This window comes from Streptomyces wedmorensis (assembly GCF_000716445.1).
GTDB lineage: Bacteria > Actinomycetota > Actinomycetes > Streptomycetales > Streptomycetaceae > Streptomyces > Streptomyces wedmorensis.
In genome coordinates this window covers 69,884-89,930 of record NZ_JNWK01000030.1, presented here as the reverse complement: position 1 = coordinate 89,930, position 20,047 = coordinate 69,884, and the positions used below count along the sequence as shown (strand labels likewise).

Annotated in this window: 15 protein-coding genes and 1 pseudogene; 5 read left to right on the top strand and 11 right to left on the bottom strand. The window is 73.8% G+C overall.

Annotation, left to right across the window (positions count from 1 at the left end; genetic code table 11):
• Positions 1-25 precede the first annotated feature (25 nt).
• The 4 genes from OO54_RS23155 to OO54_RS23140 all read right to left on the bottom strand — a co-directional run bounded on the left by OO54_RS23155 (position 26) and on the right by OO54_RS23140 (position 4,483).
• Positions 26-1,852, bottom strand: a complete 1,827-nt coding sequence (locus OO54_RS23155) for an HEXXH motif domain-containing protein (protein ID WP_051787122.1) — start codon at positions 1,850-1,852, stop codon at positions 26-28.
• Between the two features lie 22 nt (positions 1,853-1,874).
• Positions 1,875-2,063 carry a hypothetical protein gene (locus tag OO54_RS23150; protein WP_033206010.1) on the bottom strand — a complete coding sequence of 63 codons (189 nt, stop codon included), beginning with the start codon at positions 2,061-2,063 and terminating at the stop codon, positions 1,875-1,877.
• Positions 2,064-2,150: 87 nt separating this feature from the next.
• Positions 2,151-3,251, bottom strand: a complete 1,101-nt coding sequence (locus OO54_RS23145) for an effector-associated domain 2-containing protein (protein WP_051787121.1) — start codon at positions 3,249-3,251, stop codon at positions 2,151-2,153.
• Positions 3,248-4,483, bottom strand: a complete 1,236-nt coding sequence (locus OO54_RS23140; protein ID WP_159391581.1) for an RBBP9/YdeN family alpha/beta hydrolase — start codon at positions 4,481-4,483, stop codon at positions 3,248-3,250. Before OO54_RS23140 ends, OO54_RS23145 begins: the two co-directional genes overlap by 4 nt.
• Positions 4,484-4,616: 133 nt before the next feature.
• Here OO54_RS23140 and OO54_RS23135 point away from each other — a divergent pair, with 133 nt between their 5' ends.
• Positions 4,617-5,927: a cation:proton antiporter gene (locus OO54_RS23135; RefSeq protein WP_063738318.1), complete on the top strand. Its 1,311-nt coding sequence runs from the start codon at positions 4,617-4,619 to the stop codon at positions 5,925-5,927.
• Positions 5,928-6,013: 86 nt separating this feature from the next.
• On the opposite strand, the gene fxsT is transcribed toward OO54_RS23135, so the two are convergent.
• The 4 genes from fxsT to OO54_RS23115 all read right to left on the bottom strand — a co-directional run bounded on the left by fxsT (position 6,014) and on the right by OO54_RS23115 (position 13,709).
• Positions 6,014-10,516 (bottom strand): FxSxx-COOH system tetratricopeptide repeat protein, encoded by a 4,503-nt coding sequence (gene fxsT / locus OO54_RS23130; protein WP_051787118.1) that lies wholly within the window; start codon positions 10,514-10,516, stop codon positions 6,014-6,016.
• Complete coding sequence (locus tag OO54_RS23125) at positions 10,516-11,610, bottom strand: AAA family ATPase (protein ID WP_033206005.1); 1,095 nt, start codon at positions 11,608-11,610, stop codon at positions 10,516-10,518. Before OO54_RS23125 ends, fxsT begins: the two co-directional genes overlap by 1 nt.
• On the bottom strand, positions 11,607-13,064 hold the full coding sequence (locus OO54_RS23120) for a VMAP-C domain-containing protein (protein WP_033206002.1): 1,458 nt from the start codon (positions 13,062-13,064) through the stop codon (positions 11,607-11,609). Before OO54_RS23120 ends, OO54_RS23125 begins: the two co-directional genes overlap by 4 nt.
• 228 nt (positions 13,065-13,292) lie before the next feature.
• Positions 13,293-13,709: an organic hydroperoxide resistance protein gene (locus OO54_RS23115; protein ID WP_017239170.1), complete on the bottom strand. Its 417-nt coding sequence runs from the start codon at positions 13,707-13,709 to the stop codon at positions 13,293-13,295.
• 124 nt (positions 13,710-13,833) lie between these two features.
• Between OO54_RS23115 and OO54_RS23110 the strand changes: the two genes are divergently transcribed.
• A complete protein-coding gene (locus OO54_RS23110) occupies positions 13,834-14,316 on the top strand; it encodes a MarR family winged helix-turn-helix transcriptional regulator (RefSeq protein ID WP_017239169.1) in 483 nt (160 codons plus the stop codon).
• A gap of 55 nt (positions 14,317-14,371) precedes the next feature.
• On the opposite strand, the gene OO54_RS23105 is transcribed toward OO54_RS23110, so the two are convergent.
• The 3 genes from OO54_RS23105 to OO54_RS45915 are packed head-to-tail and all read right to left on the bottom strand — an operon-like array spanning position 14,372 to position 16,759.
• Positions 14,372-15,988: a prenyltransferase/squalene oxidase repeat-containing protein gene (locus OO54_RS23105; protein ID WP_033205999.1), complete on the bottom strand. Its 1,617-nt coding sequence runs from the start codon at positions 15,986-15,988 to the stop codon at positions 14,372-14,374.
• Positions 15,989-16,031: 43 nt separating this feature from the next.
• Entirely contained in the window at positions 16,032-16,616 is a 585-nt protein-coding gene (locus tag OO54_RS23100; protein ID WP_234439393.1) for an NUDIX domain-containing protein, read from the bottom strand.
• Positions 16,613-16,759 carry a hypothetical protein gene (locus OO54_RS45915; RefSeq protein ID WP_157856502.1) on the bottom strand — a complete coding sequence of 49 codons (147 nt, stop codon included), beginning with the start codon at positions 16,757-16,759 and terminating at the stop codon, positions 16,613-16,615. The genes OO54_RS23100 and OO54_RS45915 overlap by 4 nt, the downstream gene beginning before the upstream one ends.
• Positions 16,760-16,867: 108 nt before the next feature.
• Here OO54_RS45915 and OO54_RS23095 point away from each other — a divergent pair, with 108 nt between their 5' ends.
• The 3 genes and pseudogenes from OO54_RS23095 to OO54_RS41660 all read left to right on the top strand — a co-directional run bounded on the left by OO54_RS23095 (position 16,868) and on the right by OO54_RS41660 (position 20,046).
• Complete coding sequence (locus OO54_RS23095) at positions 16,868-17,314, top strand: GNAT family N-acetyltransferase (RefSeq protein ID WP_017239165.1); 447 nt, start codon at positions 16,868-16,870, stop codon at positions 17,312-17,314.
• The gene (locus OO54_RS23090; RefSeq protein ID WP_033205996.1) at positions 17,311-18,573 is read left to right on the top strand and encodes an MFS transporter; all 1,263 of its coding nucleotides are present in this window, start codon (positions 17,311-17,313) and stop codon (positions 18,571-18,573) included. The genes OO54_RS23095 and OO54_RS23090 overlap by 4 nt, the downstream gene beginning before the upstream one ends.
• A gap of 253 nt (positions 18,574-18,826) precedes the next feature.
• Positions 18,827-20,046: pseudogene (locus OO54_RS41660) on the top strand (RNA-guided endonuclease InsQ/TnpB family protein).
• Position 20,047 lies beyond the last annotated feature (1 nt).

The following is a 20,047-nucleotide window of genomic DNA, read 5'->3' as shown; positions in this document are numbered from 1 at the left end:
GAAACCGGCACCGGTGCGGCGGCGCTCACCCCAGCGGACCGGTGGACCTCCCGGCGGCGAGCCAGTGGGCGACCCGCAGGGGATCGGCCGGCGTGCCGATGGCCCGGAGCTCGCGGTGGACCGCCCGCAGCAGCTCCGGCCGCCGCAGCAGCGGCCGGGCGGCGGGGTCGCCGGAGGCGAGGGCCAGGACGAGACCCGTCCACGCCTCGGCGGACTCGGGATCGTCGGCGAGCAGCCGCGCGTAGGCCCCCGGCGCCGCGGGGTCCCCGGTGACCAGCGCACGGTCGGCGGGCGACGGCGCGAGCGGCCGCTCCCCGTCGGGCGACGGGGCGAGGACCTGCCGGATCAGCCGCGTACGGGCATGGGGCCAGCGGTCGGCGAGATCCGGGACGACGGCGGAATCGGCGACCGGGCAGTCCGCCCCGGCCCCGGTGACGAAGGCCCTGGCCAGCGCCCGCACATCGTCCGGGGCGGGGACCAGGTGCCGGATCCGCCAGCCGGTGCGGTGGTCCGTGGCGGCGAACGCGGCCATCGCGTCGACACCCGGCCGGACCCTGCCGTCGGCCGCCCAGGCGGGCAGCCGCGCGGCCATGCCCGCCAGGAAACGACGCCCGTGCGCCGTCAACGCGGGGTCGGCGCCGAGCGTGTCGACGGCCTCCAGCGTCTGTCGGCGGCTGAGGGCGAACTCGAACTCGGCCGTCGCCCGCCCGGCACGGGAAGCCCGGTCCAGGTGCCGGCTCCAGAAGTCGGTGATCCCGAGGAAGGCGTACGCGCCCTGGAGCAGACCGCTCAGGGGACGGGGGTCGTCCCGCCAGGGCGCGTGGTGCCGCTCGGCCCCGCCGTCCCGCTCCAGCGTCAGCAGGTGGAGCAGCGCGCCCAGTTTGGTGTGCTGGAACTCGTGGACCAGGGTGACCGCGAACGTCACCGGATCCGGCGGCAGCGAGGTCAGCAGACCGCCGAACGCATCGCCGGAGGAGGCGCTGAGCACCACCCCGCTCGTCGACGGCGCGACGGCCGTCAAGCTCCGTAACCCCTCCGCGAGCGCCGCCGCCGACTCCGGGTCGCTGTCCTCCAGGACCTCCAGCGCCAGGGCGAACCGCTCCTGCCAGCGGGCGGTCTCGGCCGCGTCGAGGCGCTGCGGGGCCAGCGGCTCGCTCAGGTCCCGATAGGGGTCGATGTCGTCCAGCCACACCTCCCTCGGCCGTCCCGCCGCGTGCGCGCGCAGGCGGCGCAGCCCCTGCCATCCCGGGGCGTCGCCGTCGACGGGCGTGGGCGGTTCCGGCGGCCCCGCGCACGCGCCGTGCGGATCGACCCGCAGCCGCCCCGCCTCCACGACGACCTCCGCCGTCGCCCAGCGCGGATGCCCCGGCAGCCGGGCGAGGCCGAGGGTCGGGAACATCGCGGTGCCGTCCCGCAGCGGCACGGTCGTGCGCAGCGGCAGGCCGGCGCGCAGCGCGGCGACGGCGCACACCGCGTGCACATGGCCCAGGTCGGTCCAGAGCGGCCCCTCGCCCCAGGCCGTGTGCCTCAGCCGCCGCAGACCGTGCCCCAGCCAGACGCCGACCTGCGGATGCAGCAGCAGCTCGCGGAAGTCCTCGGGAGCGCGCTCCTGGGCGGCCGTCAGGACCTCCCACGCGCTGTCCACGGCCGGCAGCGGGCCGAGCGCGCCCGGCGTCGCCGCGACGGCGTCGAGCAGGGCGCGCAGCAGCAACAGCCGTCTGCTGTACTCGCCGGTCCGCAGGAAGCCGATCGTGTCCGCGCCGCCCCGCCCCGCGGCCAGGGCGTCGAAATGCGCCGAGGGAATGAGATGGTGCACGGTACGGGCGGGTTCGTGACGTCCGTCGGTCTGCACGGATCTCCTCCCCGGGAATCCGTCAGTCGGCCCGCCCGGGCGGGCCGTCGCCGCTGCCGGTGGAGAAGTTCAGCCGGGGGCGCTCGACCTGGCGCAGCAGCCGCTCCAGCGAGCGGGCGTGCAGGCCTGGATCCTGTTCTCGGACGACCGTCAGGGGGACGTCGCTGAGATCGACCAGCTCGGATCCCATGTGCTCGTCGGACGTGTGCATCTCGACATCCCCCCTGCCATGCCGTGAACCCCGTTGGTTCTCATGATGGCGCAGGCCGGAGGGTTCGGGAAGGGCGTGATCAGGCGCTCAGCCTCCGGTTTCCGGCGTCAGCCAGCGATCGGCCCAGTTCTTCAGCTCGCGTTGTTCCAGTGAGCCCGGTTCGAGCAGGGCGATCGCCTCGACGAGGGCGGCGAGACCGCCGGGATGGCGACGGCAGGTGCGCACGATGCTGATGATGTCGGGGCGAGGCGCGCCCATCCGGGGGATCGAGCCCGCCAGGTCGGCGGGCAGCATGCCCAGCACGAGCTGCCGCTGGTCCCGGTCCGCCATGCTGGGCCAGCCGGCCAGCAGCCCGATGAGCGCGTTGAGCCCCGCGTCGGGCACGGGCTCCTCCAGACGACGGGTGGAGGGGAACTCGATCCTGCGCTCGTCGCCCGCCCAGGACCGGTACCAGAGCGAGGTGGGCCGCTGCTCCCCCTCCGTGAACCCGCCGACCACGGTGTCCGCGATCCCGCTCATGTCGGGCGGCCATGCCGAGACGTCCGAGGCGTCCAGCGCGGCGAGCACCGCCCGCGAGAACGCCCCGGTCTGCGCCACGGGGTCGTTGGCCGCCCGCTGCCCCGGCCCGGAGGCCAGCAGGACGAACTGCTCCCGACCCGGCAACCGGTCCCCGCCCGAGGGGAGTTCGACGGGCAGGGTGCGGGCGAAGCCGAGGTCCTCGACGAAGGTCTGGCAGGAGTCCACCAACCAGATCTGACGCCGGAAGCCGGGGAACAGATCGGTGGTGAAGGCGGTCAGCCAGGCGTCCAGGTCCAGGTTCCGCCGCTCGTCCGCCGAGGCGTCGGCGTAGAAGAGCCGGCGGTGCCCCTGCGGGTCGGTGACCCCGTGGCCGCCCCAGAACACCCACAGGAGATCGCCCTCCAGGCGCGGCAGCCGGCGCGTCAGCACCTCCTGCACGGCCTCCCGCCCGGCGGGCCCGGCCGCCACGTCGACCGTCGGGCCGCCCGCGCCGGGCAGCGCGTCGAGCAGCAGGAACACCTGGGACGCGGGCACCCCGCGCCCACGCAGCCAGGCGGTGAAACGGTGGGCGTCGGCGGCGGGTCCCGGCAGGTCCCAGGACGGCCCGGCGGCGTAGCGCTCGGCACCGACGACGACCGCGTACGTACGGTCGGGGCGTGCGGGGCTCACGGCAGCTCCCCCGCGAGCAGGCGGTACAGCTCCGGATTGCTCCAGTAGGCGCTGTGGGACAGCGGGAAGGGCTGCCGGCTGTCCACGGCGACGTCCTCGACCCGGCCCGGGAAGACGCCCGCCCCTACATAGCCGAGCAGGTCCCGCCGGTCGTACACGTTCAGCCAGCGCGGCACGTGCGCCGGCAGCGGGGTGCCGTGCTCCAGGCTCGGCAGCGCCCCCAGCTCGTACAGGAACGGCGCCTGCGAGCCGACGGTGACGAGCAGTTCCACCTCCGGCAGCTCCCGAAGCACCAGCAGGTCGAGCGCCGCGATCCCGCCGAGGCTGTGCGCCAGCAGGACGACCGGCGGCTCCGCGGCCCGCACCGCCTCCAGGACGACCTCGCGGATCGCGGCGCCCCGGGCCAGGTACAGGAGCACGTCCCCGGCCGCCGGGTGGGCCGCGTCGGTGAGCGCCGAACGCCGCTTCACCACCTGGGCCGAGGCCAGGCCGAGCGCCAGCCGCCCGGCCAGCCGCTTCACCCTCCGCGTCACCGGCCCGCGGTGCGTACCGGACCCGTCCGCGCCGGACGGATCCCCGGGGAGCAGCGCCGCGATCCGGGCGACCGCCTCGTCACGGGCCGTGCCGTCGAAGGCCGGCGCCGAACCGTTCCGGTCGACCCGGCGCCGTACCGCGTCGGCGACGAACGCCCGTGCCAGCTCGGTCGTCCCGGCGGCGGCGTCGGGAGTCCGCAGGAACCGTCGGCCGTCCGGCGAGGTGAGCACGGCGGCCACCGCCGCGGCGAACTCCTCCGCGATCCCCGCCGCGTCGAGGAGCTCCCGCAGCTCGTCGTCCCCGGTGAGGGACAGGGCGGCCGACGAGAGCGCCTCGCCCGGCGGCCGCGCACCCGGCGCCAGCTCCGCGCGCCCGGTGGACTCCGAGGCCGTCAGCCGCAGTTCGAGGAGGGGGTCGAGATAGAGGAGCCCCCAGAACTCGACGTCCTCGTCCGCCTCCCCGGCCTCCCCGGCCTCCCCGGCCTCCGCGCCCGGAGCGCCCGCCTCCGCCGCGCCGCGCCCCGTCCCGTACCCCGGCACGGAGACGCCGTTCGAACGCAGCGCCGAGCCGGCGCTCCCGCCCCAGTAGCAGGGCACCACGGCGACGTCGGGGCGCGACGGCCGCAAGCCCTCCCGCACGCGCTCCACGGATTCGGTGAACCCCGGTTCTCGCACTCCCGTGCCATGGACGAACAACACCGTCGTCACCACTGACCCCCGTCCGGGACGGCTAGACCAAATGGCTTTCACGATAGGGCACTTGCGGCCACGGCGGATATAATCCACAGGGGCTGTGCCTCACTGTGCGGCACCGGCCGGAAGGGGAGTGCCGGTGAGCTCGGAGTCCGTCGTCACCCATGTCGTCGCGGCCCTGGCCGTGGTGATCGCAGCCTCGTACGCCCTGGGCGCGCTGGCCCGGAAACTCGGCCAACCCCCGGTCGTCGGCCAGCTCTTCGCGGGCATCGCGCTCGGGCCGAGCCTCCTCGGCCTGGTGCCGGGGCAGGCGTACGAGACGCTCTTCCCGGCGCAGATCCAGCCCATCCTGACCTCGCTGGCCCAAGTGGCCCTGGTTCTCTTCCTCTTCGTCGTCGGCTACGAACTGGACCTGGGGCTGCTGCGTGGCCGGCGGGCCGTGACCGCCGTCTCCCTGAGCGGCTTCGCCCTCCCCATGCTGATGGGCGCCGGCATCGTCCTGCTCCTCCCCGGCACCTTCGCCTCGGCCAACGGCGACCGCCCGATCGACGCCACCTTCGTCCTCTACATGGCGATCGCCCTGTCCATCACGGCGGTGCCCGTACTGGCCAGCATCATCAGGGACCAAGGACTCGGCGGAAGCGGGCCGGCCACGATCGCGATGGCCTCCGCGGGCGTCATCGACGCGCTCAGCTGGCCCGTCCTCGCCGTGGTCCTCGTCGGCGGCGAGCACGGCTCGGTGCGCGACTGGGTCGTCAAGGCCGCCCTGCTCGTCCTCTACGTCCTGGTGATGCTGTTCGGCGTACGGCCCGCGCTGGAGCGCTGGATGCGCCGGCCGGACACGCCGGTGTCCGCCCACCTCCCCGTCGCCGTCACCCTGGCCCTGGCGTCGGCCTGGGCCACCAACGCGCTGGGGCTGCACGTGATCTTCGGCGCGCTGCTCGCCGGGGCCATCATGCCCCGCCGCCCGGACGGCGCCCCGGACGGCCGGCTGCTGCGCCCGCTCCAGGACATCGGGGGCCTGCTGCTCCCGGTGTTCTTCGCGGTCTCCGGGATGGCGGTCAAGCTCGGCGGGCTGCACTCGTCGGACCTGCTGCTCCTCGTGGTGATATGCGCCGCGGCGGTGGTGAGCAAGGTCGGCGCCGGCACGCTCTCGGCCCGCGGCGCACGGTTGCCGTGGCGCGACTCCCTGCTGATCGGCGTCCTGCTCAACACCCGCGGTCTCACCGAACTCATCGTGCTCAACGTCGGCCTGCAGGCCGGTGTGATCGGCCCCCGGCTCTACGCGCTCCTCGTCGTCATGGCGCTCCTGACCACGGCCGCCACGGGACCGCTGATCAAGCCGCTGCGACGCGCCGACGGCCCGCCGGCCGTACCCGTCGACCTCGTCATCGACACCGGCAAGCCACCCGGGGCCCGGCCCGAGCGCACGGCCGAAACGCCCCAGTAGCTCCGCTACGAGGGCGCCCCGGCCGCACGCCGATCGCACGCACCGAACGACCCGGCCTGATCCGACGCGAATTGTTCAGACAGGCCCTAGAAGGGCACCGGGGCGATGTCGACGTCCGCCCGGCGGCCGCTGGCGGAGGCCACGGCGGCCGGGTGGCCCTCGCCGAGCCTGGCCCGGAAGCGCGCCAGGGTCTCGGTGTGCAGGGCCGTGGCCTCGGTGTCCCGGTCGAGCGCGCGCAGGTCGAGCACGACGTTGGTGGCGCAGGCCAGCGTGGTCGGGTGCGTCTCGCCGACGACCCGGGTCAGGATCTCCAGCGTCCGCCGGCCCATCTCCAGCGCCTCCGCGTGACGCCCCTCGTCGGCATGGTGGCTGGCCGTGCCGATCGCCGCGGTCAGGGTGAGGATGTGCTCGTCGCCCAGCGCCTCGCGCAGCCCCGGCAGCGCCGCCGCCAGGTGCTCCCCGGCGGCCTCCAGGTCTCCCAGGTGGCGCAGGGTGATCGCCAGGTTGGTGCGCGCCGACAGGGTGTACGGATGCGAGGCGCCGAGCTTCGCCGTGTAGCGCTCGATCGTCGCCTCGCCGAGCTCCCTCGACCGCCGCAGCTGCCCGTCCTGCCGGAACTCGACGACCAGGTTGGCGGCGCAGGCGACGGCGTCCGGGTGATCGGGGCCGTAGCGGTTCACGAACTTCGTCCACACCGTCTCGCCGAGCTCCAGCGCCCCGTCGTGGTTGCCCGCGCGGCGGCGGCACACCGCGAGGACGCGGGCGCAGCCGAGGCTGACGGGGGTGTCCTCCCCGAACACGGCGACGTAGGTCGCGTAGACGCCCTCCAGGTGGGCGGCGGCCTCCAGGTAGTCGCCGTCCTCCCGGATGTCGATGGCCAGGCCGGTACGGGTGTTCAGGGTGTCGAGGTGGTTCTCGCCCAGGTTGAGGGCGCGGAGCCGGGCCGTCTCCGTGTCGAGCGCGCGCGCCTCCCGGTACAGGCCCATCAGGCGCAGGCCGACGCCCAGGCTGTGGGCCGCGCGGAGGGTCGCCGGGTCGTCCTCGCCGAAGGTCCGCAGCGAGCGCTCGTACACCGACCGGTTGATCTCCAGGCCCCGGGCCATCTCGGCCCTCAGCCGCAGACCGCTGCACAGCTGGATGAGGGCGTCCAGGGTGCCCTCGTCCTCCTCGCCGGCGGTCCGCAGGTAGGTGTCCGCGGTGCGCTGCATCATCGCGGCGGCCTCCTGGTACTCGCCGAGCACGCGCAGGAGGAAGGCCAGCCACTTCGCCATCTCCAGCGTCTGCTGGTCCTCGGCGCCGAACTTCTCGGTCCAGATCTCCAGCGCCTCCCTGGCCATCGCCGCCGAGCTCTTGTGGTCGCCCCAGACGTAGAGGAACTCGACCATGCCCCGGACCAGGCCGCGCACCCACGGGGACTCGCATTCCACGGCCCGCGACACCACCACGTGCGGCAGCAGCGCCTGGTAGCGGGGCCAGAGCTCGCGCGAGCCGGGACTGTTGGGGTTGGCGTCGGCGAGGAGCAGGTGCGCGCCGTGCCGCATGTCCGCCTGCTGCTGCGGGGACATGCGGTTCACCAGCACGGCCTGGACCAGACGGTGCAGCTGGATGGTGTCGTGCCGGTGCTCGATGCGCGCCAGGGCGTAGACGTTGATCTCGCGGATCGCCCGGCCGAGCTTGATCGGGTGCCGCAGCGCCTCGTCGAGCTCGGGGGCGATGGTGGTGCTCCGCGAGTTGTTGAACAGGGAGCGGGAGATCGGCTCGGGAGCGAAGAAGGAGCAGACCTGGAGGAGTTGGAGTGCCGCGGGATTGCGCTGCTCCAGCTGGCGCAGCGAGACGTCCCAGGCGGCGGCCACCGACATCGGGTAGTCGGGCGACGGGACGAGTTCGAGCATCAGCTCGGCGATCTTCTCGTTGATCAGGCGCAGGTATTCCGGAACGGCCATTCCGGTGACGGCCTGCCAGGCGGCCGCCTGCTCGATGGCGAGCGGCAGGTCGCCCAGTGCCTCGGCGAGCTTGTCGGCGTCCGTGTCGCTCAGGTCGCGGGCGCGCCGCCGCAGCAGGGCCTTGCTCTCCTCGCGGGTGAAGACGTCGACGGACAGCGTCCTGGCCACCCGGTCCCACTCCTGGTTCCGTGAGGTGATGAGGATCTTGCCGGTGCCGCCGGTCGGGAAGTAGGGCCGTACGGCCTCCACGTTCTCGGCGTTGTCGAAGACGAGGAGCCACCGGCTGTACGGGTCGCCCCTCCGCAGCGCCTCGCGGACCGCGGGGACGGCCCGGTTGGCCTCGTTGCTCACGTTCAGGCCCATCCGCTGGGCGAGTTCGGTGAGCGCGGTGAGGATCATCGTGGGCTGCTCGGAGGGGATCCACCAGACGACGTCGTAGTCGGCGGCGTACCGGTAGACGTACTCGATGGCGATCTGGGACTTCCCGACGCCGCCCATGCCGTGCAGCGTGTGCGGCAGCACCGCCGAGGTGTCGCCGGTCAGCAACTGCTCGCGCACCTGCGCGAGGACGTCCTCGCGGCCGACGAAGTTCGGGTTGTTCGGAGGGATGTTGCCCCAGATGGCGGGCACGGCGGAGCGGGACTCGGAGGGCCGCGACCCGGTCGGCCCGGGGATCGGCGTGCCGGCCGGCGGGGTCTCCTGGGCCTCCCGGCGTCCGTCGGGAGCCGGAGACGGAATCGACTGGACCGGGGTCCCGTTCAAGGCCCCTCCGTCCTGGCGCTGGTGCTGGCTGGCAGTGGTCTCGCTCATGGAAGGGCCGCCCGTGTCGGAATTTTCGTGTGCATTGCGGATATCGTGGACCAATCGTGCATCGTTCGGTATGTACGACGCTCCCGGCGAACTCCCCTCCAGGGCGGCGCTGATCCGGCCGGCCCGGTCCAGATAGGGCCCGGACAGGGCGCGCAGGACGGCGAGCTCGACGCGGACGAACGGCAGACTCTCCGCGGTCAGCGGCGGGTCGGGCTCCTCCTCCGGGGCGAGCAGGGCGCCGGGCAGGCCGCGGGCCGCCTCGAACCGGTCGCCGTAGAAGTCGGACACCGAGCGCACGACGCGCGCCGTGTCCGCGCGCATCGCGCCGGCCAGCAGCGCCTCGCGCGCCCCGTCGACGAAGTCCAGCGGCGCCTCGGGGACGGCACCCGGCGGCTCGTCGGGCGGGGACTCCTCGACCAGGCCGCTCAGGAACAGCTCGGCCACGTGGACGGGTTGGGCCTCCGGCACCAGCGTGCGCCGCACGTCCCGCACCAGGGCCGGTTCGAGGATCGCGGCGGCCAGATGGGTGGCCAGGCGGAAGGCGGTGGGCGTGGCGTGACTGCGGAAGCGGCGGATGCGCTCCTGCACCGAGGGCGCGGGCAGCGGGTCCGCCGGTTCGTCGGCGTCCGCCCCGTCCTTGCCGGGCACGCCGAGCAGCAGGACGGAGGCGTCGACCCAGCCGGGCTCCTCACCGGCCACCATCGAGGCCCACCGGCCCAGCCAGTCGGCCTCCAGCTCCAGGACCGGAACGGCCACCCGCCACGTCTCGGGCGGCGGATCGAACGGGTCCCGGGCCTCCGGCGGGAAGACCACGGACAGTTCGGTGTTGCGGGCGCCCGCGCGCGCGGCACGCAGCCGCACCCGCCAGGGCGTGAGGGCGGTGCGGTGCCAGTCCCGCTGGGCCAGCAGGTGCACCACCGCCGTCGGCCCGGCCTTCGCCCACGGCTCCAGCGCCTTCCGGGCGGCCCCGCTCCGCCACGCCGGGCCCAGGGCGTCGGTGAGGACGAGGACGATCCGGCGACCGGTCCGGTCCACCAGCTCGGCGGGGACACCGACGGCGCCCTGGCCGGCGTACGGGCCGCGCAGGACGGCCTCCTCGCCGTCCGGGGTGTCGCGCACACCGAGGCGGCGGACCCGTACGTCCCGGAAGGCGCCCAACTGCTCGACCAGGGTGGTGAACTCGGCGATCGTCTGCTCCCAGATCGCCATGGTCGGGTGGTCGTCCACCACGAGGACGAGGTCGAAGCGGCGCTCGCCGGCCGGCCGGGTGTAGGGCATCCACAGGCCGTCCTCGGCGGCGTGTTCGGCCGTGGCCTCCTCGTCCAGCTCGATCTCGTACGCCGAGGGCACCAGCTGCTTCAGCGGCCGCAGCCGCCGGGCGATGCCGGGTGCGTCGTGCAGGTCCGGCAGCGGTTCCGCCTTGACGTGCCCGTCCTGGGACTCCTGCGGCACCGTGACGGGCTCGGACTCCGCGACGGTCCCGGATACGGACCCCTCGGGCAGCGGCCGGAAGTGCGCCCGGACCGGGGTGTCCCGCGGGAGCGCTTCTGGCCGGCTGTGGTCGAGGGGCCCTGCCGTGTCGTCGTGCCCGAGGGCCGGGCCGCTGCCGGGGCCGGCGTCCGGGGCGCCGTCAGGTCCCGGGTCCGGGGCGGAGCCGGGCGTCGGCGGCCGGTCCGGGACGTCGGGCGCGGCGGAGAGCCCCGGTGGCGTGGCCGGCCGGGGCCGCGGTGGTTCGGTGGACGGGGGCAGCCGGGCCGCGAGCGTCTGGTACGCGTGCAGCCACAGCGCCTCCGCCACTTCGAAGGCCTCCGGATACGGAGGGGCGACGTCGTCCATCAGGGCGATCCCGAGAGCTCGCGCCAGAGCGCGTCGAGCAGTTCGCCCCATGCCTCCTCGTCCTCACGGACCCCCGCCGTCCGCAGGAAGACGGCGTTCAGCAACTGGTCCGTGGCCAGCCCGCCGTTCTGCCTGCTGCGCTCCATGAACGCCCGGATCATGGCGTCGTGCCGGCCGCCCTGGTCCCGGAAGTGGGCGGCGATCATCGCGGCGAGCTGGTCCTCGCGGGGCGGGGACACGTCCAGCCGGACGCAGCGGCGCAGGAAGGCCGGCGGGAACTGCCGTTCGCCGTTGCTGGTGATCACGACGAACGGGAAGGCCCGACAGCGCACCCGCCCGTCGGTCACCGTGACCCGCTGGTCCGGGTCGTCGGTGAACACCTCCGCCTGGCCTTCCCGGTGGCGGGCGCGGACCAGTTCGGGGATGTCGTAGGAGCCGTTCTCGAGGACGTGCAGCAGGTCGCTCGGCAGGTCGATGTCGCCCTTGTCGAGCTCGTCGATGAGGAGGACGCGGGGCAGTTCGTACGGCAGCAGGGCGGTGCCCAGAGGGCCCAGCCGCACGAAGTCCCCGATCCTCGCCCGGCCTCCGGTGTCCTCCGGCTCCTCGGGCGGCACCGGCGCGCCGGCGCGGCCCTGTCCGAGGGAGGCCTGGGCGCGGCCGATGGCGTCGTACTCGTACAGACCCGAGCGCAGGGTGCTGCGGGAGGTGATCCCCCAGTGCAGGACGCGGCCGAGGCCCAGTTCGCGCGCGACGAGATAGGCCAGGGTGGACTTGCCGATTCCGGGGCGCCCCGTGACGAGCAGGGGCCTGCGGAGCAGCAGCGCCGTGTTGATCATGTCGATGTCGTGCGGGTCCTGCCGGGGGGTGGCGCGGCCCACGGCACCGAGCCGCCGGTCGGTCTCGGCGCTCTCGGCCTCCACGGGCGGGAGCACCGGGCCGCCGTCGAAGTCCCGCCAGCCGGGCGGCGGCGGCAGGACGTCGCCGAGCCGGATGTCGGCCAGCGGCTGTCCGGTGCCCCGGTAGATCCACCAGCTGCGGCTGCTGACCTGCCCTCCGTTCCGGCTGCTCTCGACCGGATGATGGACGCCGCTCATGTCTCCCCCTCGTCGTCGTGTCCGCCTCGCGCGCGTGCGGTGTCCTCTCCCGGCGATCCGGACCAGTCGACGATGCGGTTGGGATCGTCGAAGAGGACCGCGAGGTGTCGTCCCACGTGGTGGTCGCGTTGGGCGGCCGCGGCGGTGGCCGCCTCGTTCCGCAGTCGCTGGACCCGCTGGGGCAGCTCGGTCGCCCTGCCCTTCATCAGTTTCCTGGCCCTCCGGCGGAAGTCGCCGGACACTCCGGGGCGGCGGTCCCACACCGCGACGGGCACCCCGGCGCGAAGGGCGGTCTCCAGCGAGGCCAGACTCCCGTCCGGGCCGGGCAGCGGGGGAGCGTTGAGGGCGACGGAGACGAGGCGCTCGTCGGCGGTGAGCCTGCTGTTCCACTGGACGGGGTCGTGGCCGCGCCGGCCCGCCGTGTCCCAGTGGCAGACGGTCTCGTGCGCGTCCTGCAGCTGCTGCCAGCGGTTGTGCCACCGCCGGTGGAAGTGGGGCGCCCGCATGCGTTCCAGGCTTCTCAGCACCACGGGATAGCTCAGGCAGAGGGCCGGGGCGAAGGCGGAGTCCGAGGCCAGGGGCAGCCATTCCATGGGGCGGTTGAGCAGGTGCATCGGGAGGATGAACTCGAGCACCGGTTTCCCGGGGCGGCCGGCCCAGTCCTTCTCCGCCTCGAAGACCAGCCGCTCCACGGTGGCCTCGACCTCGCCCAGGGACACGACCTGGTCCTCTCCGCGCTGTGGCCGCCAGGGACCCGGACGTATCTGGCGCCAGTGGGAGAGCAGATACCGGTTCGGGTCCATTCCGTGTCTGTCCAACTGGACAACGAGACAGGCGGGAGCTGGTTGTGCGGCCGGGTCGCCGGAGGTCTCGGTACGTACGGCGTCGAGCTGGACCGCGAGGCCGAGCTTGACGGCCTGGGCGTCGTTCCACTCGCGCAGGGCGGTGGTGACCCGGCGGTGGGCCTCGTCCCCCTGGAGGTCGGCGACCACGTGCTCGACCAGCACCATCAGGGGGAGCAGGCCGTCGGGGCGGGCGTTGACCCGGGTGAGATGGTCGAACGCCTCGCCGAGGGTGGCGACGGGCGGGTGCGGGAGGGGGAGGTCGCCGGCGGCCGCGTACAGCAGTCCGTGCGCGTCGAGGTGGGAGACGCGGGCCAGCAGTGTGCGGACCGCCCGTAACTCCGCTTCGGGCAGGACCGCGAGGACCGGCGGGGTGGCGACGAGCTCCCGGATCCTCCGCACGGGCGGGGAGCCGGGAGCGTAGACGTTCAGGGTGTCGAGGAGTTCGGGCAGTCCGCGGGGGTCGCGCAGGCAGGCCTGGACGATCTCCAGCATGTCCGACCGGGTCCGGCCGTGCTGCCGGATGTTGCCCAGCTCGGGTAACCGGCTTGCCAGCATGCTGATCAGCAGGCCGCGCTCGTGGGGAGCGTCGAGGCCCGTCACCGCACACATCTGATCCACCAGCTCATGCTCGAACCCCGGTGCATGAGCGCCATGGCTGCCATGGAACAAAAGCCCCCCCGTCACGGCTCCGCTGTTCCCAACTCCCGATCGGGAGTGGGTAGTCCGGGCGCCGCCGCCCACGGTCCAGGGTATGCCGCGGGCCTGACGCGTCGCCACCCTGTGAGCCGGGTTCCTTGGTCACGCGGCCGCCGTGGGGCGGCCGCCCGTCCGGTCGCGTCACTCGACGACGAGCTCGACCTCGATGTTGCCGCGGGTGGCCTTCGAGTACGGGCAGAAGGCGTGGGTCTTCTTCAGGAGGGTGAGTCCGGCCTCGCCCTGGAGGTGGTCGGGGAACTCGGCGCGCATCACGACCGCGAGGCCGAAGCCGCCGTCGGCGGCGTCCTTGCCGATGGAGACCTCGGCGGTGACGGAGGCCTCGGAGATGTCGATCTTCTCCTGGCGGGCGACGACGCCCATGGCGCTGGCGAAGCAGGCCGCGTACCCGGCGGCGAAGAGCTGCTCGGGGTTGGTGCCCTGACCGTTGCCGCCGAGGGCCTGCGGGTGGGCGAGGGGGAGGTCGATGTGGCCGTCGGAGCTGACGGCGCGGCCCTCGCGGCCGTTGGCGGTGGCGACGGCGGTGTAGATCGCGTCCATGGTTCTTCCGTCCTGTCCTGGGGTGAGGACCCCGGTCCTGGGGTGGGGTGCCCTCTATTGATAGCGCACTATTCAGTTGTGCACAACTTAATCGCGTGTGAGGGGTCTCGCGTATCCTGGAGCCATGGAGACGCTCGACTCGGTCCCGGACGAGGACTTCCTCAGGCTCGACCACCAGATCTGCTTCTCGCTGCACGCGGCGACCCGCGCCTTCAACGGCGTCTACCGCGAGGCGCTCAAGGAGCTCGGGCTCACCTATCCCCAGTACCTCGTCATGCTCGTGCTCTGGGAGCACCGCGAGCTGCCCGTGAAGGGGATCGGCGAGCGGCTGAGGCTCGACTCCGGGACCCTGTCGCCGCTGCTCAAGCGGCTGGAGGCGGCCGGATACGTCGAGCGGCGGCGCAGCCCCCAGGACGAGCGGTCCGTCACCGTGCGCCTCACCGGCGACGGGACCGCCCTGCGCGAGAAGGCCCTCGGCGTGCCGCGGCGGATCGCCGCCGCCACCGGCCTGGACGTCGGCGAGATCCGCGAGCTGCGGGAGCGGCTCGACGCGCTGGCCGTCCGGCTCGACGCCGTCGACCCGGACGCCCTCGGCGCCTGCGGCTGACCCCCCGCCGCCGTCCGCCCGCCTCACTCACCTGACGGACGGACGGACGGACGGGTCAGCGGTCGGCGGACGCGGCGGACGCGCGCGCGTGGTTCAGGCCGAGCAGCACGCAGACGTCCGTCAGGAGCGGCACGTGGTAGGCGAGCGGCCGCGGCCCGGCCTGGTCGGGGCGGGAGACGAAACCGCCGTCCGGCCGCTGCCGCTCCAGGAGGTGCCGCACCGCGCGCTCCGTCGCGCCCCGGGCGGGCGGGAAGGCCGGTGTCCTGGCCACCGCGATCAGCGCGTACGCCGTGCTGATCGGGTCGCTCGGATCGGACGGCACGTGCCCCCAGCCGCCGTCCGCGTTCTGGGTGTCCACGAGCCGGGCCACGGCCCGCTCCCGCGCCCGCGCGACCTCGGGCACGGCCGGATGCCCGGGCGCCGCGGCCAGGAAGGAGTCGTAGGCGAGGACCGTGCGGAACAGGGCGTTGCTCTCGTTCAGGCTCCAGCTGCGCTCGAACGGCCCGGCGGCCTCCTGCCGCGCCGCCACGAACCGGACCGCCGCCTCCACGGCGGGCCGGTGCGCGGGGGAGGGGGCCAGCGCGTTCACCGCCGCGGCCGTTATCGCCACCTCGGAGGCCGTCCCGCGCTCGAAGGTCGGGAACCCGCCGTCGCCGCCCTGCCGGGCGAGCAGGTACCGCTCGCCGGCCGCCACCTCGTCGCCGAACCGCTCCGGGGCCACCGCCCGCAGGAACTCCACGCAGTACGAGGTGTCGTCGACGTCGCTCTGGGCGACGCCCCGGTCGAAACCCCAGCCCCCGTCCGGGTTCCGGTGCTCCGCCAGGGCCGCGGCCAGCGCCCGCAGCGTGTGCGCGGGCGCGCCCGCCCCGGCCAGCGCGAGACCGCCGGTCGCCGTCGCGAACACGTCCATGCCCGTGATGAACGGCAGCCCCCCGTCCTCCCGCAGCCCGTCGCGCAGCTCCCGCGCCCGCGCCCGGACGGCCGTCGTGTGACGGGGCCGCAGCCGGAGCGCCAGCAGGGCGAGGATCCGGGCGAGATGGTTCCCGTACGGGGGCGGGCCCGGCAGCGAGGACGGCGCGAGGACCCGCCAGTCGTCCTCGCCGATCAGGTGCGGGGCGCCGGTGCCGTAGGCGTGCAGGACCTTCAGAGCGGCCATCTCGGTGACCAGCCAGCGCTGCTGGCCGCGCGCCTCGAAGGCCGCGCCGGGGGAGGGGAGTCCGGGGAACGGATGGGCCCCCAGCTCCGCCAGGACCGTCTGGAACATCAGCCGCTTGCGGCCCGCCGTGAAGTGGTCGAAGCCGCCGAGCAGCCGGGTCAGGGCGGCCGGCCCGTCCACGTACTCGCCGAGCGCCGCACGGGCCGCCGCCTCCTGCAGCGGGTCGGACGCGCCCTCGTCGAGGGCGGTCTTCAGCCGGCGGGCGAGCCGCTCCTGGGCGTCCGGGTCCACCCCCGTCACCGTGAGCAGTCGCAGGGCGAGCGCGGTCTCCAGGAGCCGGCTGTCGCACGGCGCCCGGAGCAGCCCGTGCGGCCCGGCGGCCGCGAGGAGCCGGGTGGCGAGGCGTGCCCGGGCGCGGTCGAGGGAGCCCCGCGGCGTCGTCGGGCGGGGCAGCGGGCCCGGGACGGCGAGGGAGGCGCCGGTCAAGGGCGGCGCGCAGGACGCGGACAGGGGCATGGAGGGTCCTTCTTCGGTGTCGTACGGGGAGTGAGGGCGTGGTTCAGAGGCGGAAGAGGCGCCGGACGGCCTCGGCTCCGGCCGGGACCAGCGGGGTGTAGCCGCCGGTCGCGACCGCCGGCGGGGCGACGAAGCCGCACCAGGCGATCTCGCGCGGATCGGGCCGCGGCGCGCGGTCCGCGACCCAGTGGTGCACCGTCAGGAAGCAGGCGCCGTGCGGATCGTCGACGCGTACCCGGTAGGCCTCGGCGAGGCCGGGCGCCGCCGCCCAGCCCAGCTCCTCCCGGAGCTCGCGCAGCGCGGCCGCCCGGTACTCCTCGCCGGTCCGCACCGCCCCGCCGACCAGCACGTCGTAGTGGCCGGGGTAGGCCCGGGCCGAGGCGGTCCGCCGGTAGAGCAGGACCCGCCCGGCGTGGTCGGTGCAGACGGTCGCCGCGTACCGGCGCAGCAGCCCGTCCGGCGCCTCGGCGGTCCGCCGCCCCTGCGCCACCACCCGGTCCCCGGGATCGACGTAGTCGACGCGCTCGGGAACGGACGCGGACGGGGAGACGGCGCGGACGGGGGCGTACGGGCCGGGTGCGGGGTGCGGGCGGGGGAGGGCGTGCGGGTCGGGGGCGGGTGTGCTCACGTCCGCTCGCGGACGCGGGCGGACGGCGGGCCGGCCGGGCGCGGGTCGATGCCGAACACGGGCTCGGAGGCGGCCCGGGACGCCACGACGGCGTCGTCGGGGAGGCCGGGGGGCATGCCGTCCGTCACGCTTAGCGATTGCACGATGGCATATAGTAGTGATCTGTGCGATCTTCGGATCCCGTTCGCCCCCGGTGAGGGGTTCGCTCATTTGTAAGGATCATCACCCCAGGCCGGTCCTATACTCACTCCATGTCCGACATCACCATCCGGCGTGCCACCGCCGACGACTCCCGCCGGCTCACCCGGCTCGTCCGGGGCTCCCGTGCCTATCGCGGGGACTACGCCGCCATGGTCGACGGCTACCAGGTGGGCGGCGCGTACATCGAGCACCACCCGGTCTTCGTCGCCGTCGACGGGACCGACCGCGTCCTCGGGTTCTACGCGCTGCTCGTCGACGAGGCGGAGCTCGACCTCGCGTTCGTCGCGGACGCGGCCCAGGGGCTCGGGATCGGGCGGCTGCTGATGGAGCACATGGCCGCGCAGGCGAAGGGCGCCGGACTCGCCGCCGTACGGGTCGTGGCGCACCCGCCCGCCGAGGAGTTCTACCTGCGGACGGGCGCCGTCCGCACCGGATCCGTCCCGCCCACCGGACGGATCCACTGGGAACGCCCCGAACTGCGGTACGACGTCGCGTGACCACTGCCGAGGAACAGAAGGAACAGCAGGCACGCCGCCGGGTCTTCGCCGACCTCACCCCGCTGCGGACCTCCGCCCACTACCGCCGCCTCTGGTTCGGGAGCACCGTCTCCTGGGTCGGGCAGGGCATGACGGCCCTCGCCGTCTCCCTCCAGGTGTACGACATCACCCGCTCGCCGTTCTCCGTCGGCCTTGTCGGGCTCTTCTCGCTCGTCCCGCTCGTCGTCTTCGGCCTGTACGGCGGGGCCATCGCCGACACCGTCGACCGGCGGAAGCTCGGCCTCGTCAGCGCCTGCGGGTCGGCCGTCCTCTCGATCGCGCTCGCCGGTGCCGCGTTCGCCGGCTTCCACCGGGTCTGGTTCCTGTACGGGATCGTCGCCCTCCAGGCCGTGTGCGCCGCGCTCAACTCGCCCGCCCGCACGTCGATGATCCCCCGGCTCCTGCCGCCGGAGCAGCTGCGCGCCGCCAACGCGCTCAACTCGATGGTCATGACCTTCGGAACGCTCGTCGGCCCCAGCCTCGGCGGCCTGATCGTCGGGCTCGCCGGCTACCAGGCCGCGTACCTCGTGGACGCCGTCGCCTTCTCCGCGAGCCTGTACGCGATGTGGCGGCTGCCGTCGATGCTGCCGGACCGGAAGGGGAGCAAGCGGGCCTCGGTCCTCGACGGGCTGCGGTTCCTCGCCACCCGCCCCAACCTGCGCATGACGTTCTTCTCGGACTTCTGCGCGATGATCCTCGCCCACCCCCGCGCACTGTTCCCCGCCGTCGCCGTCCTCTGGTACGGCGGTGACGCGAAGACCACCGGACTCCTGGTCGCCGCGCCCGCGTTCGGCGCGCTCCTCGGCGGCGTCCTCTCCGGCTGGCAGGGCCGCATCCGCCACCACGGCCAGGCGATCCTCATCGCGGTGGCCTGCTGGGGCACCGCGATCGCCGTCTTCGGCCTGACCCGGAACCTCTGGCTCGGCCTGCTCCTGCTGGCCCTCGCCGGTTACTCCGACACCGTCTCGATGATCTTCCGCAACACGATGATGCAGGTCGCGGCGCCGGACGAGATGCGCGGCCGGCTCCAAGGCGTCTTCATCGTGGTCGTCGCGGGCGGGCCCCGCCTCGGGGACTTCCTCGCGGGCTCCGTCGCCGACCTGACCTCCCCGGCCGTGGCCCTCACGGGCGGCGGGATCGCCTGCGTCCTCGCGATCGGCGTCCTCGCCCTGTACGGAAAGGGATTCCGGCGCTACGACGCGCTCGACCCCACTCCGTGAGGCTTCGGGCGGGTTTCGCCCCGAACCTACCCTCCTGACCTGGCGGTTGGTCGCCATGGGCCTTCGATGTACTGCCGGATGACGGGCAGCGGCGATCTGGCCGGTGCACTCGGCGCGCGGGTATCAGGTGCTGACCTCCTTCGGGCTGGTGACCGGGCTGGCGGGGTGATCCTCGACAGGTGGCGACTTGTCGCCAGGAGGTTCGTTGCTGTCGGTGGCCGGTTCTAGGGTGGTGGTGAGGGGGTGGGCCTGGGTGATTCGTGCGTACAAGTTCCTGATGCGGCCCACCGTGGGTCAGCGGGTCGCGCTGGGCGAGATGCTGCGCGATCACTGCTCGATGTACAACGGGGCGTTGCAGGAGCGTCGTGACGCCTACCGGCACGGCTCCAAGAAGGGCGTCAAGTACGGGCAGCAGTCCGCCCAGCTCAAGGACATCCGGGCGTTTGACCCGGAGCGTCAGGGCCGCTGGTCGTTCTCGTCGCAGCAGGCGACCTTGCGCCGTCTTGACAAGGCGTTTACGGCGTTCTTCCGCCGGATCAAGGCCGGCGACACTCCGGGCTACCCGCGTTTCCGGGGCGTCAACTGGTTCGACACGGTGGACTTCCCCAAGGACGGGGACGGCTGCCGCTGGGACTCCACTCCGCATGACCCGGTCCCCCGCGTCCGTTTCCAGGGCGTCGGGCACGTCAAGGTCAACCAGCACCGCCGCGTGATCGGCAAGGTCAAGACCGTCAGTGTCAAGCGTGAAGGCAGACGCTGGTACGTCGTCCTGACTGCCGAACAGTCCGCCCCCGAGCCGCTGCCCGCGACCGGCTGCGTGGTCGGTATCGACCTGGGCATAGCCTCGTTCCTGACCACCTCCCACGGCGAGCATGTCGCCAACCCCCACCACGGCCGGAAGGCCGCCGCGAAGCTCGAAGCCGCGCAGCAGGCCCTCGCCCGGTTCCCGCGTGTTCGCCGCGACAAGCGCACCGCCAACCACCGCCGTGCCGTCCAGAAGGTTGCCGACCTACACCGCAAGGTCCGCCGACAGCGCCTCGACCACGCGCACAAAACCGCGCTCGACCTCGTGCGGGAGCACGACTTCATCGCGCACGAAGACCTCAAGATCCGCAACATGGTCAAGGCTCCCGCGCCGAAGCCCGACCCCGAGACGCCGGGCGGATTCCTGCCGAACGGGGCTGCCGCGAAGGCCGGGCTCAACCGCTCGATCAGCGATGCCGGATGGGGGGTGTTCCTCGCGATCCTCACCAGCAAGGCTGAAAGCGCCGGTAGGGAAGTGATCGCCGTGGACCCCCGCAACACCTCCCGGACGCGCCCCGAATGCGGGCACACCGCCAAGGAGAACCGGCCCATACAGGACAGGAGAAGTTCCACTGCGTCTCGTGCGACCACCAGGCACACGCGGACACGGTGGGCGCTCTCAACGTTCTACGGGCCGGGCTGGTCCGTCGCGACGCCAACCCGGCATAGC

Coding starts and splice junctions, on each gene's coding strand:
- OO54_RS23110 (WP_017239169.1), top strand. CDS start 13,834: ATGGAGACGCTCGACTCGGTCCCGGACGAGGACTTCCTCAGGCTCGAC.
- fxsT (WP_051787118.1), bottom strand. CDS start 10,516: ATGGACGACGTCGCCCCTCCGTATCCGGAGGCCTTCGAAGTGGCGGAG.
- OO54_RS23150 (WP_033206010.1), bottom strand. CDS start 2,063: ATGCACACGTCCGACGAGCACATGGGATCCGAGCTGGTCGATCTCAGC.
- OO54_RS23115 (WP_017239170.1), bottom strand. CDS start 13,709: ATGGACGCGATCTACACCGCCGTCGCCACCGCCAACGGCCGCGAGGGC.
- OO54_RS23095 (WP_017239165.1), top strand. CDS start 16,868: ATGTCCGACATCACCATCCGGCGTGCCACCGCCGACGACTCCCGCCGG.
- OO54_RS23105 (WP_033205999.1), bottom strand. CDS start 15,988: ATGCCCCTGTCCGCGTCCTGCGCGCCGCCCTTGACCGGCGCCTCCCTC.
- OO54_RS23125 (WP_033206005.1), bottom strand. CDS start 11,610: ATGAGCGGCGTCCATCATCCGGTCGAGAGCAGCCGGAACGGAGGGCAG.
- OO54_RS23120 (WP_033206002.1), bottom strand. CDS start 13,064: ATGTGTGCGGTGACGGGCCTCGACGCTCCCCACGAGCGCGGCCTGCTG.